This window comes from Stenotrophomonas sp. YJH_SMC_48-3 (assembly GCF_059369375.1).
Genome location: NZ_JCAFSQ010000018.1, coordinates 15,686 through 32,143 on the forward strand (window position 1 = coordinate 15,686; position 16,458 = coordinate 32,143).

At 66.4% G+C, this 16,458-nt stretch carries 18 protein-coding genes and 1 pseudogene; 10 read left to right on the forward strand and 9 right to left on the reverse strand.

The genetic code is table 11. The annotated features are described in order from the left end of the window. The first annotated feature begins 10 nt into the window (after positions 1-10). The 4 genes from AC5P65_RS19965 (at position 11) to AC5P65_RS19980 (ending at position 2,804) form a co-directional block, all read left to right on the forward strand. Positions 11-643: a 2-hydroxychromene-2-carboxylate isomerase gene (locus tag AC5P65_RS19965; protein ID WP_111098051.1), complete on the forward strand. Its 633-nt coding sequence runs from the start codon at positions 11-13 to the stop codon at positions 641-643. 94 nt (positions 644-737) lie between these two features. Beyond that, the gene (locus AC5P65_RS19970) at positions 738-1,679 is read left to right on the forward strand and encodes a DegV family protein (protein WP_111098050.1); all 942 of its coding nucleotides are present in this window, start codon (positions 738-740) and stop codon (positions 1,677-1,679) included. Positions 1,680-1,756: 77 nt separating this feature from the next. Then, entirely contained in the window at positions 1,757-2,095 is a 339-nt protein-coding gene (locus AC5P65_RS19975) for a hypothetical protein (RefSeq protein ID WP_005410998.1), read from the forward strand. A gap of 142 nt (positions 2,096-2,237) precedes the next feature. Continuing rightward, the gene (locus AC5P65_RS19980; protein WP_111098049.1) at positions 2,238-2,804 is read left to right on the forward strand and encodes a DUF3916 domain-containing protein; all 567 of its coding nucleotides are present in this window, start codon (positions 2,238-2,240) and stop codon (positions 2,802-2,804) included. 277 nt (positions 2,805-3,081) lie between these two features. On the opposite strand, the gene AC5P65_RS19985 is transcribed toward AC5P65_RS19980, so the two are convergent. From AC5P65_RS19985 to AC5P65_RS20010, 6 genes are all read right to left on the reverse strand, one after another. Then, positions 3,082-4,527 carry a GGDEF domain-containing protein gene (locus tag AC5P65_RS19985; RefSeq protein WP_111098048.1) on the reverse strand — a complete coding sequence of 482 codons (1,446 nt, stop codon included), beginning with the start codon at positions 4,525-4,527 and terminating at the stop codon, positions 3,082-3,084. A gap of 137 nt (positions 4,528-4,664) precedes the next feature. Continuing rightward, the gene (gene fghA, locus AC5P65_RS19990) at positions 4,665-5,495 is read right to left on the reverse strand and encodes an S-formylglutathione hydrolase (protein WP_099485818.1); all 831 of its coding nucleotides are present in this window, start codon (positions 5,493-5,495) and stop codon (positions 4,665-4,667) included. A gap of 22 nt (positions 5,496-5,517) precedes the next feature. Further along, a complete protein-coding gene (locus AC5P65_RS19995; protein ID WP_111098047.1) occupies positions 5,518-5,865 on the reverse strand; it encodes a YqcC family protein in 348 nt (115 codons plus the stop codon). An 8-nt stretch (positions 5,866-5,873) separates the two neighbouring features. Then, entirely contained in the window at positions 5,874-6,983 is a 1,110-nt protein-coding gene (locus AC5P65_RS20000) for an S-(hydroxymethyl)glutathione dehydrogenase/class III alcohol dehydrogenase (RefSeq protein WP_019662086.1), read from the reverse strand. Between the two features lie 58 nt (positions 6,984-7,041). Further along, positions 7,042-7,317, reverse strand: a complete 276-nt coding sequence (gene frmR, locus AC5P65_RS20005) for a formaldehyde-responsive transcriptional repressor FrmR (RefSeq protein WP_005411009.1) — start codon at positions 7,315-7,317, stop codon at positions 7,042-7,044. Between the two features lie 240 nt (positions 7,318-7,557). After that, positions 7,558-8,235: an SMI1/KNR4 family protein gene (locus AC5P65_RS20010; protein ID WP_111098046.1), complete on the reverse strand. Its 678-nt coding sequence runs from the start codon at positions 8,233-8,235 to the stop codon at positions 7,558-7,560. A 147-nt stretch (positions 8,236-8,382) separates the two neighbouring features. Between AC5P65_RS20010 and AC5P65_RS20015 the strand changes: the two are divergent. Then, positions 8,383-9,288 (forward strand): annotated as a pseudogene (locus tag AC5P65_RS20015) (oxidoreductase); the annotation flags it as partial. 46 nt (positions 9,289-9,334) lie between these two features. Here the strand turns inward: AC5P65_RS20015 and AC5P65_RS20020 are convergent. Next, complete coding sequence (locus AC5P65_RS20020) at positions 9,335-9,904, reverse strand: hypothetical protein (RefSeq protein ID WP_146256792.1); 570 nt, start codon at positions 9,902-9,904, stop codon at positions 9,335-9,337. A gap of 285 nt (positions 9,905-10,189) precedes the next feature. Here AC5P65_RS20020 and AC5P65_RS20025 point away from each other — a divergent pair, with 285 nt between their 5' ends. Next, positions 10,190-10,606, forward strand: coding sequence for a VOC family protein (locus AC5P65_RS20025; protein WP_495215813.1), 417 nt, complete (start codon positions 10,190-10,192; stop codon positions 10,604-10,606). A gap of 125 nt (positions 10,607-10,731) precedes the next feature. Here the strand turns inward: AC5P65_RS20025 and AC5P65_RS20030 are convergent, their stop codons facing one another. Then, positions 10,732-11,616 (reverse strand): LysR family transcriptional regulator, encoded by an 885-nt coding sequence (locus AC5P65_RS20030; RefSeq protein ID WP_049415256.1) that lies wholly within the window; start codon positions 11,614-11,616, stop codon positions 10,732-10,734. A gap of 108 nt (positions 11,617-11,724) precedes the next feature. Here AC5P65_RS20030 and AC5P65_RS20035 point away from each other — a divergent pair, with 108 nt between their 5' ends. Continuing rightward, positions 11,725-12,783 carry an NAD(P)-dependent alcohol dehydrogenase gene (locus AC5P65_RS20035; RefSeq protein ID WP_111098044.1) on the forward strand — a complete coding sequence of 353 codons (1,059 nt, stop codon included), beginning with the start codon at positions 11,725-11,727 and terminating at the stop codon, positions 12,781-12,783. A gap of 92 nt (positions 12,784-12,875) precedes the next feature. Here the strand turns inward: AC5P65_RS20035 and AC5P65_RS20040 are convergent, their stop codons facing one another. After that, positions 12,876-14,240, reverse strand: a complete 1,365-nt coding sequence (locus AC5P65_RS20040; protein ID WP_019662096.1) for a glutamate--cysteine ligase — start codon at positions 14,238-14,240, stop codon at positions 12,876-12,878. A 152-nt stretch (positions 14,241-14,392) separates the two neighbouring features. Between AC5P65_RS20040 and AC5P65_RS20045 the strand changes: the two genes are divergently transcribed. The 3 genes from AC5P65_RS20045 to AC5P65_RS20055 all read left to right on the forward strand — a co-directional run. Further along, positions 14,393-15,097 (forward strand): VIT1/CCC1 transporter family protein, encoded by a 705-nt coding sequence (locus tag AC5P65_RS20045; RefSeq protein ID WP_019662097.1) that lies wholly within the window; start codon positions 14,393-14,395, stop codon positions 15,095-15,097. After that, the gene (locus tag AC5P65_RS20050; RefSeq protein WP_111098043.1) at positions 15,094-15,918 is read left to right on the forward strand and encodes a helix-turn-helix transcriptional regulator; all 825 of its coding nucleotides are present in this window, start codon (positions 15,094-15,096) and stop codon (positions 15,916-15,918) included. The genes AC5P65_RS20045 and AC5P65_RS20050 overlap by 4 nt, the downstream gene beginning before the upstream one ends. Before the next feature lie 449 nt (positions 15,919-16,367). Then, positions 16,368-16,458 (forward strand): transposase (locus AC5P65_RS20055; RefSeq protein ID WP_288037469.1); only part of this gene is annotated, 91 nt, incomplete at its 3' end.

The following is a 16,458-nucleotide window of genomic DNA, read 5'->3' on the forward strand; positions in this document are numbered from 1 at the left end:
GGAAACCTGCATGGCCACCCTGCGCTGGTACTTCGACTTCGTCTCGCCCTATTCCTACCTGCATTGGCAGAAGCTGAAGCAGCTACCCCAGTTCGCACAGATCCAGACCGTGCCGATCGCCTTCGGTGCCGTGCTGCATCACCTGGGCAACCTCGGGCCGGCCGAGATTCCGGCCAAGCGCCGCTTCATGTACCGTCAGCTGCTGTGGACTGCGCAGGCCGAAGGAACACCGCTGCGGTTCCCGCCGGGCCACCCGTTCAACCCGTTGTCTGCCCTGCGGCTGTGCCTGGCCGCCGGTGGCAGCGTGCAGGCGGTGGACGTGCTGTTCGACTGGATCTGGCGCGACGGCAATGCCGCCGATAGCGCCGAGGCCCTGCGCGAACCGGCTGCGCGGCTGGGGATCGAGGATGTCGCCAGCGCCATCGCGGCCCCCGCGGCCAAGGAGCAGCTGCGGAGGAACACCGAGTCCGCCATTGCTGCCGGCGTGTTCGGCGTACCAACCCTGGCCATCGATGACGAACTGTTCTGGGGCAACGACGCCCATCCGTTGATGGCCGCCGTGCTGGCTGATCCCGCCCTGCTGCAGCAGCCCGAGTGGCAGCGCCTGGCCGAACTTCCGGTGGCCGTGCAGCGCAGTCGCTGAACAGGGCCTGGCGCATTTCCCTCGCGCGCCACGCCAGAATTTGAGATAGATTTCACGTTTCCGAACCTACAACCGCCCTGGAGGGGAGCCGTGGATGCGCATCGGAATCGTCGTCGACTCGGCCTGCGACCTGCCGCAGGACTTCATTGCCGAGCACAACATCGTGCTGCTGCCGATCACCGTCCGCATCGGCGAAGCCGTGCTGGCCGATCACCGCGATGAGCAGGCCACGCTGAGCTTCCTGCACGCGCACGTGGCCGAACACGGCGCCGAGGCGGAAACCATTCCCTTCAGCGTCAACCAGATCCGCGACCTGTTCCTGCAGCAGCTGGTGATCGATTACGACCACGTGTTCTGCATGACCATCACCAAGACCCGCAGCCCGATCCATGACAACGCGCTGCAGGCCAGCTTCGCCATCCTCAACGACTACAAGCCGGTGCGCCAGGCGGCAGGCTACAACTCACCGTTCGCGCTGCGCGTGCTCGATACCCAGAACCTGTTCGCCGCGCAGGCGGTTACGGCGGTGGAAGCCGTGCGCCTGCGCGAGAGCAACGCCAGCGTGCAGCAGATCCGCGAGCGGCTGGAGGAACTGTCCGGCAACGTGCACGGCTATATGGTCACCCGTGATCTGTACTACATGCGTGCGCGCGCACGGCACAAGGGCGACCGCAGCGTCGGCCTGCTCAGTGCGGCGCTGGGCAGCGCGCTGGACATCAAGCCGGTGCTGCACGGCTACCGCGGCGAGACCGGGCCGGTGGCCAAGATCAAGGGCTTCGACAATGCCGTGCAGAAGCTGTTCGCGGTGGTCGGCCAGCGCGTGCGTGCCGGGCTGATGACACCGACGGTGTGCGTCAGCTACGGCGGTGAGCTGGACGAGCTGCGCAGCCTGCCCGGCTATGCACAGATGAAGGAGGTCTGCGCCGGCCATGGCGTGACCGTGTACGAATCGGTGATGAGCCTGACCGGCATGGTCAATGTCGGCAAGGGTGCGGTCACCGTGGGTTTCGCCGATGGGCCACATCGGTTCGAGTGATGCCCCGACGCGGCGCGAATCTGCACATCGATTCCACCGCGGTTGTGCCAGTCTTGCCGCACTTCAAGGAGAACACCATGCCTGCGCAGTACCACATCAGCCTGCCCGATCCGTCCAAGGCCCGCGGCAACGACCCTGACCTGTCCTTCCATTCGCAGGGCGCCGCCGGTTTCGCCGAAGAGCTGCAGGACGCCCTGCGCAGCGGCACGCTGTTCGAGCGCTGGAAGGCCAAGCAGCCCGACCCGGATGCGGTGGAACCGCAGTGGGGCGTGACCGATCCGGAGGCCACCGTGACCGGCGAGCAGAAGGACCTGCGCATCAACCTGGTCGCCACCACCCGCATCGACAGTGACGTGTTCAAGCAGCGCCTGCGCCTGCTGGCCGGCAGCCATTGGGAACTGCGCGACGTGCGTTGAGGCCCTCTACCCCGCCGGGCACGGCGCGGCGCTAACGTGCCCGTGTCGTGATCGACCCGGTGCGGATGACCATGCTCGGGTAGACGCCAACCTTGGTTGGCGCTTTCCAACGCGCCGCGCATGTGGCTGGCACACTGTGGGAATGAGAAACAGAGATGCCATCACCCGGCCGGGTACGCGCGGCGAGAAGAAGCTGCGCGATGCCCCACGCCGACTACGCGACCTGCAGCATTGGGCTGACTGCTTCAGTGGTGCGTTTCCCTCGCCAGAGGAGTTGGGCAGTCAAGCTCGCTACTGGAACTACAAGGTTCCAACCCGAGCCGGTCTGATCGAAGGCCCGGCCACCACCCTGAGAATCCAGCGTGCCTGCGCCCAATCGCTCATCAGCGCCTGCGCAAATCTGATCCAGTCGCGGCCCGCTTCACAGGCTACTGTGCGGGTAACCTGCTGCATCGCCCAGCCAGGGATGTTCTCCAGCGAGATTTGCCTTTACCTGGACGAAGCGTACTTCCAGGGCCACGTCGCCTCGACAGCGGATGGCCAGGTCACCGCCATCACCTCGCGCAGCCTTTCCGCCGAATGGCAGCTCGCCCTGCCTCGAGGCGTTGAGGAGCGAGGTGTGCAGGTCAGCATTCCTCCCACCGACCACGATGACGGTCTGGAACAGGAGTACTGGTTCTACGGCGAGGTCGCCGACAGGCGTTGGTGAACGAGGACGCAAGCTCGGTCGGCGCTTCCGGGAGGCGCTGCCAACCAAGGTTGGCAACTACCGAACCGCCGGGTAGTGCCCGCCGCTACCCAGCGCGCGGTACAGCGCCATGCGCACGATCGCAGCCCCGGCCTGACTGTACAGCGCGATGTCCTTGGATGGCCGGAACCCCCAACAGGCTGGTCCTGTACGACCAGCGGCGAGCCGGATTGGCGTGGCCGAACAGGATGAGGCGGTTTTGCGGCAATGGGCAGCAGCGCGTGACGGGCGGGTCTGCTCAGCAGTCCATCGTTCCGTGCGTGCTGCCCTCGTCGTCCAGCACGTGCGCATGCAGGATCACCTGGTTGCGGCCGGCACGCTTGGCGGCATACAGGCCGGCATCGGCGTCTGCCAGCAACTGATCGGCACTGGCCAGCGCCGGCGGATGCAGGTAACCCACGCCGACGCTGATGCTGACCGGGCCTTCCGGCAATGGCAGCGCTTCGACCGCTTCGCGCAGCCGTTCGGCCAGCGCCAGCACCCCCGACAACGGGCTTCCAGGCACGATGACGGCGAATTCTTCACCGCCATAACGCGCAACGCTGTCACCACCGCGACCGGCTATGGCCTTCAGCACCCCGGCCACCGCCTGCAGGCAACGATCACCGGCCGGATGGCCGTGCTGGTCGTTGAAGGCCTTGAAGTGGTCGATATCCACCAGCAGCAGGCCCAGCTCGGTGCCGCTGCGCCGCGCGCGATTCCATTCGGAGGTCAGCCGCGCGTCGAACTCGCGGCGATTGGCCACGCCGGTGAGGCCATCCTGCCGCGCCAGTTGATCCAATGCTGCCTGGCGTTCCAGAAGATCGGTCTGCAGCAGGACGCTGCGCAGGCCGAAGCCGAGCGTGGCCACCACGAAACCCGCCACTGCCAGCGGTCGGGCATGGTCGACCACCAGAGTACCCACCACCAGCAGCAGCAAGGGCAGGATCATCGGCCCGGCAGCCTGCACCGTGCGCGACAGCCGCGGATGCGGCACTGCGCCCGTGACGGGCGCCCGGTCCAACGCCAGCACCGCCGCCAGCAGGAACGGCAGGTCGATCAACAGATCATTGAAGGCTCCGAATGCGTCTTCCGAGGTGTAATGGTTGATGTAGTAAGCCACCAGCAGATAAGCCAGTGCGTACAGCGCCAGCACCCGGAAGAAACCGCGCCGCTCGGGGACGTCACCGGCCAGCCAGCGCACCACCGCAAAGCCAGCGATGCACAGGTTCTGGATGTCGAACATACGCTGCATGTTCGACATCGCATCGGCATCGACATCGATGCGGGCGGCAAACGATTCGGTATGCACGAAGAACAGCACGCCCAGCAGCGCGGCCATTGCCGCATCGATCAGGCTGATGCCCGACCGCTCGCGGCGTGCGCGCGCCAGGATGAACACCAGTGGCACGCCGTACAGTACGTACAACAGCAGGCTGGCGTGGGGAGTGAAATCGGCCCGCCCGGCGCCCAGCGCGTCGATCATGTTGAACGCCATGCCGCCGGCCCACAGCAGCAGCGCCAATGCCATGGCCCGCCACCCCAGCGCCGCGCGGTCGCGGCGGGCCCGCCACAGGCAGGCCACCGCAGCGAGCAACGGGGCGCCGGTCAGAAAGACGAAGGAGCCCGCCCCGGCGGGACCGGGCCACAGGGCCAGCACCAGCCCATGGCACAGCACATACAGCAGCGCCAGCACTACCGGCATGCATCCCCCCGATCCGCAAGGCCGTCTGAGCGCACGATAGCGCGCCGGCACGCCACAGCGGCGTGATCCACTGCGGCAAAACGACACTCCGCGTGCGTCGCCATTGCCGGCCAGCGGCCGGCACTACCGGAACGCTCTCAGGCGTGCAGGGCGCGGGCGTGGTGGGCGATGTGCTCACCGATGAAGCTGGCGATGAAGTAGTAGCTGTGGTCGTAGCCGGGCTGCAGGCGCAGGGTCAGTGGATGACCGGCGGCCGCGCATGCCTCCTGCAGGCGCTGCGGCTGCAGCTGGGTCTGCAGGAACTCGTCCGCCTCGCCCTGGTCGACCAGCAATGGCAGGCGCTCGCTGGCCGCCTCCAGCAGCGCGCACGTATCCCACTGCGCCCAGTCGGCCGGATTGTCACCCAGATAAGCCGTGAACGCCTTCTGCCCCCACGGTACGTGGCTGGGCGCGACGATCGGCGAGAACGCCGACACACTGCGGTAGCGCCCCGGGTTGCGCAGCGCGATCACCAGCGCACCGTGGCCGCCCATTGAATGGCCGCTGACAGCACGCGCGCCGGTGACCGGAAAATTCGCTTCGATCAGCGCCGGCAGCTCCTGCGCCACATAGTCGTGCATGCGGTAGTGCTTCGCCCACGGTGCACGGGTGGCGTTGAGGTAGAACCCTGCGCCCTTGCCGAGGTCGTAGCCTTCGGCATCGGCCACATCATCGCCGCGCGGGCTGGTATCCGGCGCGACGATGATTACGCCGTGCTCGGCTGCATAGCGCTGCGCACCGGCCTTGGTGATGAAATTCTGCTCGGTGCAGGTCAGGCCGCTCAGCCAGTACAGCACTGGCAGCGGCTGCACTTCCGCCTGCGGCGGCAGGTACACGGCGAACTGCATGTCGCAGCCCAGCGTGGTCGAACGATGGCGGTAGACGTCCTGCCAGCCGCCGAAACAGGCGCGGTGTTCAATGCGTTCCATGGTGCTCTCCTGCGTGCCGGCGTCAGCCGTCACGTGTGTTGATCAACTCATCCAGCTGCGACAGCAGGCGCAGAAGCGATTCGACGCCAGGCTGGCCATCCAGATTGCGGTACGCCGCCACCGCCACGTCGCTGCGCGGTGGCCATTGGCCGTCAGCGCGGGCTTCGTGCAGGCGCGGCAGGAATACCTGCGCAAGCCACTGCTCGAACGGCATGCCATCGTCGCTGCCGAAGGCCGAAGTCACCGCACGCGGTGGCCCCACCTCGCCGTCGACCCAGCCCAGCGCACGCAACGCCTGCTCGATCGGGTCGACCAGGGCCGCGCGCGGGTCTTCCGCACGCGGCCTGCGAAGGGCATCCAGCCACCCCATGACGCGGCTCAGTAATGGACCACCGAACGGATCGACTTGCCTTCATGCATCAGGTCGAAGGCGTCGTTGATCCTGTCCAGGTCCATGGTATGGGTGACGAACGGGGCCAGTTCGATATCACCCTTCATCGCGTCTTCCACCATGCCCGGCAGCTGGCTGCGGCCCTTCACGCCACCGAAGGCGGTGCCCATCCACTTGCGCCCGGTCACCAGCTGGAACGGGCGGGTGGAGATCTCCTGCCCGGCACCGGCCACGCCGATCACCACGCTCTGGCCCCAGCCACGGTGCGCGCATTCCAGCGCCGCGCGCATCACGTTGACGTTGCCGATGCACTCGAAGCTGTGGTCCACACCCCAGGTGGTCATTTCCACGATGACCTGCTGGATCGGCTTGTCGAAGTCCTTCGGGTTGATGCAGTCGGTGGCGCCGAATTCGCGCGCCAGTTCGAACTTGGACGGATTGGTGTCCACCGCGATGATGCGGCCGGCCTTGGCCTGGCGCGCACCCTGGATCACCGCCAGGCCGATGCCACCCAGGCCGAACACCGCCACGCTGTCGCCTTCCTGCACCTTGGCGGTGTTGTGCACCGCGCCGATGCCAGTGGTGACGCCACAGCCGAGCAGGCAGACGTGTTCCGGGTTGGCGTCCGGGTTGATCTTCGCCAGCGAGACTTCGGCCACAACGGTGTACTCGCTGAAGGTCGAGCAGCCCATGTAGTGGTACAGCGGCTCGCCGTTGTAGCTGAAGCGGCTGGTGCCGTCGGGCATCACGCCCTTGCCCTGGGTGGCGCGCACGGCCACGCACAGGTTGGTCTTGCCGCTCTTGCAGAACAGGCATTCGCCGCACTCGGCGGTGTACAGCGGAATCACGTGGTCGCCCGGCTTGACGCTGGTCACGCCCTCGCCCACTTCCACCACGATGCCCGCGCCTTCATGGCCCAGCACCACCGGGAACAGGCCTTCCGGATCATCGCCGGACAGGGTGAACGCATCGGTGTGGCAGACACCGGTGTGGGTGATCTTCACCAGCACTTCGCCCTTCTTCGGCGGGGCGACGTCGATCTCGACGATCTGCAGCGGCTGGCCGGGACCAAAGGCGACGGCGGCACGGGACTTCATGGTGGCTTCTCCAGAGACGGGCAATGACAGGATGGGCGGCGCAATGTTGCGCCGTCGTTTATTTCAGGTACGAGCGGATCAACGCGCTCATGTCGCGCACGCGTTCGGCGCGTTGTTCGTCGGAGGCGGCGGGCTGGCCGAATTCCTCGCGCAGATGGGCCTCCATCACCTCGGACATCAGGCCGTTGACCGCACCACGGATGGCGGCGATCTGCTGCAGCACCGGCCCGCAGTCGGCGCCGGCTTCCAGCGCACGGTCCAACGCATCGCACTGGCCGCGGATGCGGCGCACGCGGGCCAGGACCTTCTTCTTCTCTTCGGGGGAGTGCGGCATGGCGGGCCAGCTCGGAACTATACTGGGGGATAGTATATATGCAAAACAGAAGGATTGACGCAATAGGCTGCTTGGCAGCTCTACGCCGGGCGCCTGCAGAAACCAGATGCAGCCACCGCGCTGTCCTAGATGCACGTCATCCGCCGCGAGCTGGCCCAGCTGCCGCCGGCCCATGTCATCTGGTCGTTCGATGATAGGCAGCTGGAGCACGACCGATGGCGGCGCTCCGGCCTACCGGGTTCAGGCATCCTCACGCACGTAGGCGAACGACTCGTCCAAACGCTCGAAACCGATCACTTCAGCGACGATGGCCTGTGCGTCGTCGTCGCTGATGTTTCCTTCCTCAATATCGTCAACGCGGGCGAACAACCGCTGCAACGCCGCGAACTGGTCGCCGCGCAGGAACGACTGGTGGCTCTGCAGCCAGCGCTGCAGATTGCCGGCCAGCTTGCCGTGCGACAGCAGCGTATACGGCGCTTGGTAGTCGGCAACCGCTTCAACCATCTTGCGGAACAGGAAATCCTGGTAGTTGGCGGCCAGCACATCGGCACGATCATCGTCATGCCACACCAGCACGACGGGCGGCTCGGCAACACCGGGCGCGTTGCTCCAGAAGCAGTAGCTGTCGCCGCCGCCGGTCCGCGCAAACGGCAGGAGCTGCAGGTCGGGACGCAGGGGATTGTAATGGTCCTCGGCGGTCAGCTCCTGCCACGCTTCGAGCAGCTCATCGTGTTCCAGTGGTTCGTATTCCTGCGCGTACAGCAGCACCGGCGGATCCGCCTGCAGCGTCGGGAACACCACCTCGGACCATTCCGGATGCGGACTGCCCCAGCTCAACCGGCCTGCTGCCTGCAGCTGCTTGAACAAAGGGGGGAAGGCCTGGCCGGTGGCCTGTTCGATGTCGGCTAGTGCGCTCATGGAAGTCCTTGTCGATAGAGGTCGCCCAGCTTGCCCGAATCCGCGCAGGAGATGAACCGGCCGCAGCAGGTGGGGGGCCTAGACTGCAATCACCGGGCACCCCCCACCGCTGCCATGAACGCCACTGCCCAAAGCTTCATCGTCAACATCGACGTGCCGGGCATCTGATCGGCCGAGCAGGTGGCCGGCTGGAAGCGTGTCACCGAGGCGGTGCATGGCGCACAGGGCACGATCTTCGCCCAGCTCTGGCACGTCGGCCGCATGTCGCACTCCTCGCTGCAGCCCGACGGTGGGCAACCGGTCAGCGCCGGTACCCGCCCGGTGGCCAGCGCACCGAAGAACACCTCGTTCGTCTACCTGGACGATGGCAGCTGCGGCCACGCCGATCCCACTCCGGCACGTGCACTGGAGACTGCGGAGATCCCCGGTATCGTCGACGACTTCGTGCGCGGGGCGGCCAACGCCATTGCGGCCGGCGTCGACGGCATCGAACTGCATGCCGCCAAAGGTTACCTGTTCGAGCAGTTCCTCAACCCACTCATCAACCAGCGTGATGATCGCTACGGCAGCTCGCCGCCCAATCGTGCGCGCTTGATCCTGGAGACCGTCGATGCGATGGCCCAGCACATCGGTGCGCAGCGCGTCGGCGTGCGCCTGGCACCGAACAACCTCACCTTCGACATGCCGTTCTATCCCGACAACAAAGCCACCTATCTGTACCTGGCCGAGGAACTGGGCAAGCGTGGGCTGGCCTACGTGCACCTCAACGACAACCTGCAGGCGGGCCAGTCGGTGCTGCGCGAGGCGTTCCTGCGGCAGCTCAAGCATGCCTACGGTGGCACCGTCATCCTGGCAGGTGGCATGACCCGCGAACGCGCCCTGCAGCTGGTTGAAGCGGGCACCATCGACCTGGCCGCGTTCGGCCAGCCGTTCATCGCCAACCCGGATCTGGTCGAGCGCCTGCAACGTGACGACGCGCTGGCCACGCCCGATCGCAGCACCTATTACGGTGGCGGCGAGGCAGGCTACCTCGATTACCCGCGCGCACAGTAGATCCACGCCCTGCATGGATGCGATGCAACTCTCGCTGCGGAACGCATCACGGCGCCTTTTCTACCTTGGTCGAGTCCGAATCAAAGGTCAGCACACGGGTGCTGATCTCGCCCCTGGCCGAGTCCTTCCGACTCAGCTCCAGCCGCCCCTGGTTGCCCTGCGCCACCAGGCTGGCGGCAAAACTGCCCTCGTTGGACAGCGCTGTGATCACGGCGGTGCCATCCGGCGCAACCCTGATGCCTGCCCGATCGCGAACCTTGTAGCCCACGCCAACCGGTGCATCCAGCGCCATCACCGCGCTGCCATTGGCCATGGTTCCGATGCCCCCGCGCTCATCGCCCTTCGCGTCGTAGATCGTCATGCCCGTGGCGCGTGAGTTGCGGGCAATGTCACTGGCATCCTCGGCAATCTGCACGCGAGTGCGCCCTTCACTGTCGAGCACGGTCAACTTGTAGGTACGGATCTCCGGCACTACGCAGGCGTCGGGCGTGGCCACGCTGGCTCCGATCAGGGCCAACGATGCGCCCAGCACGAACATCGATGTGGCAAGCAGACTCCTGCGACGCAGCCTGCGCTCCAGACGATCCAATCGTACGGCGATGCCCTGCTCATGCATGTTGCGCTCCCTGGTTGGGTCTGTGGTTGTTCCGTCACCTGCCCTCTGCCTCCACATGGATCACACGGGTGGAGGCTCCGCCCAGAACGGGCATTGCCAATCGCAGCCAGCGCCATCGGCCGACGTAGTGCTCCAGCGTGCGCGCCCGCGCTTCCTCTTCCCGCCCACGCATGGAATCCTCCCTGGCAACGGAGCCACCGGTCGGAACGACTGCGGCACCCGGTCTGGCACTACAGTTCGATCGTAGACGGCACCTTCGAGCCCAACAACATGACGAAAGTCCCCATGAACTCTGTCACCGCGTCGTTCATCGTCAACCTCGACGTGCCCGATCTTGCTGCCGCCGAAGCCTTCTACATCGAAGCCTTCGGCCTGCGGATCGGCCGCCGTCTCGGACCGGAGGCCGTGGAACTGCTCGGCGGGCCAACGCCGCTGTACCTGCTGCAGAACGACGCCGGCAGCGCCGCCACCGAAGACGGCGACGTGCGTGACTACGAGCGCCACTGGACCCCGCTGCACCTGGACTGGGTGGTGGAGGACATTGATGCCGCGTTGATGCGTGCGGTCGCGGCCGGGGCGATGCTCGAGCAATCGGTGCGCGAGCGCCGCTGGGGCCGTATCGCCGTGCTGGCCGATCCGTTCGGGCACGGCTTCTGCCTGATCCAGTTCAGTGGCGAAGGCTACGACGCGCTGGTCGAATGAATTGCCGGCTGCTTTGCGGGCGCCAATCACGCATGGCGCGGATCTACTGATCCGCTTCAAGCAACGCGTGGAGGCTGTCATTCGGCAGTAGATCCACGCCATGCGTGGATGCGAACCACCGCACCTCACTCCCGCAGCATGTCCACGAACGCCCGCAGCGCACCGGGCATCTGCCGCTGCTTCGGGTAGTACAGCGCGAACCCGGCGAACGGCTCGCTCCAGTCTTCCAGTACCGCCACCATCTGCCCCGATTCGATATACGGCCGCGCGGTGTCTTCCAGCACGTAGGCCAGGCCGATGCCATCAAGCACTGCACCGACCACGGTGCCCTGCTCGCTCAACGTGAGCCGGCCCGGCACGTCGATTTCCAGCGCCTGCCCGCTACGCTCGAACTGCCATTTGTACAGATGCCCGCTGGCAAAGCGGAAGCGGATGCACTCATGCGAGGCCAGGTCGCGCGGATGCTGGGGCGCCGGATGCCGCCGCAGGTAATCCGGCGAGCCGACGATCAGCCCACGCAGCGGCGGCCCCATCGGCACCGCCACCATGTCCTCGGGCACGAATTCGTGCAGGCGCACGCCCGCGTCGTAGCCCTCGGCGACGATATCGACCAGCCCATCATTTTCGGTCAGCTCGACGCGCACATCAGGATGGGCATGCAGGAAGCGCGCCAGCCGAGGCCGCAGCTGGGTCGCCACCGCCGCCCGGGTGGCGTTGATGCGCAGCAGGCCGGCCGGGGCGGCGCGGAAGTGGTTCATTTCTTCCAGCGCGTCATGCACCTGCCCCAGCGCGGGCTGCAGGCGTTCCAGCAGGCGCTGCCCGGCCTCGGTCAGGGCCACGCTGCGCGTGGTGCGGTGGAACAGGCCCACGCCCAGTCGTTCTTCCAGCGCGCGGATCGCATAGCTCACCGCCGAGGTCGACAGCGCCAGCTCGGCACCGGCGCGGCGGAAGCTGCGGTGGCGGGCAACCGCCGCGAACGCGGCCAGGTGTGAAAGGTTGTCAGTGGCCATGATTGTGCAGTTTTACTTGATGAATCATGCCGATATCCACGCTTCTTGCCATTGGGAACGCGGCGTATTGTAAAGCGCCTTTCGATAAACCCTGCCAAGGATTCCCCCATGTCCCTCGCCCGTGGTTACGCCGCCCATTCCCATACCGCCCCGCTGGTCCCCTTTGAGTTCGAACGCCGTGCGGTCGGTCCCGACGATGTGCGCATCGAGATCCTCTACAGCGGCATCTGCCACTCCGACCTGCACCAGGCCCGCGATGACTGGGGTGGCTCGATCTACCCGATGGTGCCGGGCCACGAGATCATCGGCCGCGTCACCGAGGTCGGCAGCAACGTCACCCGCTTCAAGGTCGGCGACCATGCCGGCGTGGGTTGCATGGTCGACTCCTGCCGCCACTGCGACGCCTGCCAGCACGACCTGGAGCAGTACTGCGCCGAGGGCGCGACCTGGACCTACAACGGCCGTGAACGCGAAAGCGGCGCACCGACCTACGGCGGCTATTCCGACCACGTGGTGGTCGAGCAGCGCTTCGTGGTGAAGGTGTCCGACACCCTCGACCTGAAGGCGGCCGCACCGCTGCTGTGCGCCGGCATCACCACGTGGTCGCCGCTGCGCCATTGGAAGGTCGGCCCGGGCCAGAAGGTCGGCGTGATCGGCCTCGGCGGCCTCGGCCACATGGGCGTGAAGTTTGCCAAGGCGCTCGGTGCGCATGTGGTGATGATCACCACCACCCCGGAAAAGGGCGCCGATGCCAAGCGCCTGGGCGCCGATGAGGTGCTGGTCTCGCGCGATACGGCGCAGATGAAGGCGCACGCCGGCAGCTTCGACTTCCTGCTCAATACCATCCCGGTCAGCCATGACACCAATCCGTACATGGGCCTGCTCAAGCGTGAAGCCACCATGTGCCTGGTCGGCGTGCTGACCGAACTGGACCCGCCGTTGACCGGTGGCAGCGTGATCTTCGGCCGCAAGCACCTGACCGGCTCGGCGATCGGCGGCATGGCTGAAACCCAGGAAATGATGGACTTCTGTGCCGAGCACGGCATCGTCAGCGATGTGGAGATGATCGACATCAGGAACGTCAACGAAGCCTGGGAGCGCATGGCGAAGAACGATGTGCGCTACCGCTTCGTGATCGACATGGCGACGTTGAAGAACGCGGCCTGAGCCAAGACGGATCTGGAAATGAAAAACCCCGGCAATGCCGGGGTTTTTCTTTTGGGTAGTGCCGGCCGCTGGCCGGCAATCCCGCATGACGGTCAGTACGCGAATTCGCGGAACACCGGATCGACGTCGCCGTGCCAGCGGCCATGGAACAGCGCCAGCTTGCGCTCGGCCGGGGTCAGGCCGGATTCGACGATCTCCTGCAGCACGTCCAGGAACTTGCTCTCGTCCTGGCCATCGGCATTACGTGCGGCGCGACGCTTGAGGCCTTCCACCGAGATCTTGACCGCCTCGCCGGCGAGGTCACGCACCGTGCCATTGCGGAACGGCAGGTTCATCGCATGCTTCGGCACGCCGTCACGCAGCGCATGGCGCTCGGCCAGGGTGAAGTCACGCACCAGGTCCCAGGCGGCATCCAGTGCGGTGTCGTCATACAACAGGCCCACCCAGAATGCCGGCAGCGCACACAGGCGGCTCCACGGGCCACCATCGGCACCACGCATTTCCAGGTACTTCTTCAGGCGCACTTCCGGGAACGCGGTGGTCATGTGGTCCGACCAGTCGCGCAGCGTCGGCAGCGCACCCGGCAGCACCGGCAGCCTGGCCTGCATGAAATCGCGGAAGCTCTGCCCGCTGGCGTCGTGGTAGATGCCATCGCGGTAGGAGAAATACATCGGCACGTCGAGCAGGTAGTCGACATAGCGCTCGTAACCAAAACCATCCTCGAACACGAAGTCGAGCATGCCGGTGCGGTCGGCGTCGGTGTCGGTCCAGATGTGCGAGCGGTAGCTCAGGTAGCCGTTCGGCTTGCCTTCGGTGAACGGCGAATCGGCGAACAGCGCGGTGGCTATCGGCTGCAGCGCCAGCGACACGCGGAACTTCTTCACCATGTCCGCTTCGGTGGCGTAGTCCAGGTTCACCTGCACCGTGCAGGTGCGGGTCATCATGTCCAGGCCCAGCGAACCGACCTTGGGCATGTACGAGCGCATGATCTTGTAGCGCCCCTTGGGCATCCACGGCATTTCATCGCGCTTCCACTTCGGCTGGAAGCCCATGCCGAGGAAACCCAGCTGCAGTTCGCCGGCCACCTGCGCCACTTCATTGAGGTGGGTGCCGGTCTCCACGCAGGTCTGGTGGATGGTTTCCAGCGCCGCACCGGACAGTTCCAGCTGGCCGGCCGGTTCCAGCGTCACCGAGGCGCCATCGCGCAGCAGGGCAATCGTGCTGCCGTTCTCCTGCACGGGCTCCCAGCCGAAGCGGACCAGGCCGTTGAGCAGCGCTTCGATGCCGCGCTCGCCCTCGAAGGTCGGCGGGCGCAGGTCATCCAGGCGGAACCCGAACTTCTCGTGCTCGGTGCCGATGCGCCACTGCGCGCGGGGCTTCTCGCCGGAGGCGATCACCTCCACCAGCTGCGAGCGGTCGGTAATGGGGGTATCGGCGACGTGGCTGGGGCTCGACAAGGGAGAGGCTCGCTGGACGGTGGCGGGGGATGTGGGGCTCGCGGCCTTCCATCGCAAGGGCGCACTATAGCGTGGCACCCCGTCGCGTCATGCGACGGTGACGGGTTTCAGCATCCTACCGACGCCCTCTTGACCCTCGTACACTCAACGTCATGAGCCGCCATTCACGACACCCCGAACTGCACCGCTCCGAACGCGTCGGCTGGCTGCGCGCCGCCGTGCTGGGCGCCAACGATGGCATCGTCTCGGTGGCCGGGCTGGTGGTTGGCGTGGCGGCCAGCGGCGCCTCGGCTGCAACCATTCTGGCCACCGGCGTGGCCGGCACCGTAGCCGGCGCGATGTCCATGGCTGCCGGCGAGTATGTGTCGGTGCAGACCCAGGCCGACACCGAAGCAGCCGACCTGGCGATGGAGAAGCGCGAACTGCGCGACAACCCGCACAGCGAGCTGGAAGAGCTGGCCGCGATCTACCGCCACCGTGGCCTGGAACCTGCATTGGCCCGGCAGGTAGCCGAACAGCTCACCGCCCACGATGCGCTGGGCGCGCATGCGCGCGACGAACTGGGCATCACCGATACCCTGCGCGCCCGCCCGCTGCAGGCAGCGCTGGCCTCGGCCGGTGCGTTCACCTGCGGTGCGGCGCTGCCAGTGCTGGCCGCCCTGCTGGCGCCGGTCGACAAGGTCGCACTGATGACCACGGCCAGTACCCTGCTCGGCCTGTGCCTGACCGGCGCGGTGGCAGCCCAGGCCGGCGGCGCCCCGCCGGTACGCGGCGCAATGCGTGTGATGTTCTGGGGTGCACTGGCAATGGCCGCCGCTGCAGGCGTCGGTCGCCTGTTCGGCGCCCAGGTGACATGACCGGCATGCTGCCGCCAGTTACCGCACTGCTGGCCGAGATGGCCAGTCTGGCCGGCTGCGCACGCGCCGAAGGTTATGCGTGCATCACCGCTCGGCGCGAACATGGCGCCAGCTCGGTGGAGATTCCGCAACCCCAGTTCGCGATCCTGCTGGAAGGCCGCAAGCAGGTGCGTACCGCGCACCAGTCGCTGGAGTTCATCCCCGGCGACATCCTGCTGCTGACCCAGCGCTGCCGCATCGATGTAGTCAACACCCCCGACCCACGCAGTGGCCGCTACCTCAGCGCCATCGTGCCGCTGTGTGCCGAAGTGCTGGCGGCCGCACGCACGCTGTGGAGCGGGGAGCTTCCCGCCGCTGGTCATGCGATGGCGCGACTGCCGTTGATCGATCATGGCGCGGTGCTGCGCCAGTGGCGGCAATCGCTGCAGGACGGCCGTTACAGCGAAGCGCGGCTGGCCCTGGCCTCGTTGGTACTGACCCTGTGCCGGCGGGGCCACGGCAACCTGCTGCTGCCGCAGGCGCCGAGCTTGGGCGAACAGATCCGCGACCGCATCGCCGCCGAACCGGCCCGCGACTGGCAATCGCGTGATGTGGAAGCGCTGTTCGCGCTGAGCGGCGCGACCCTGCGCCGTCGCCTGGCGGCCGAGGACACCAGCCTGCGCCAGCTGCTCACCGAGGCCCGGCTGGCGCATGGCATGCAGCTGCTCTACACCACGGACCTGCCGTTGAAGACCGTGGCCGCACGCGCGGGCTATCGGTCTGTGGCGAGTTTCAGCAAGCGCTTCGCCGAGCAGTACGGGCTGGCTCCCACAGACATTTGAGGGGGTTCGGCAGGGCCTGCAGCCCTGCACCTGCAGAGGCAACGGCAACAGCGAAAGCAACAGCAACAGCGGGCTATCCGTGGGATGGCGGGGCGGTGTGGGTGGGCAGGACACGCCGTAAACCCATCCATGGGGGCTCGATGGCGCCATCCATGGCGCCAACGGTCCTGCCCACCCACACCGCCCCACCTCTGACAGATCTTCGCGACTGTTGGTAGGTGTCGACCTTGGTCGACACATCTGTCAGATATCGAAATCGATCTGGGTCAGATCCGTTTTCCTCCGGAAAACGGATCTGACCCAAAGAGAATTTCCAACAGATCGCGGAAAACTGTCGAAGGCGGGGTGGGTCCGGTTGCGGGAGTGTCCGCGGCATGGATGCCGCGGCCAAGCCCCCAGGGTGAAGTGACCCCCGGGAGTTGGACGCCAGATCCAACCCCGAGGAATACATGCACAGATACGACGCTCGTTTCAAACTGCAGGTCGCCAAAGAGGCCTGCAAGACCTCCACATCAGTCAAAGCCGTTGCTCGTCGCCACA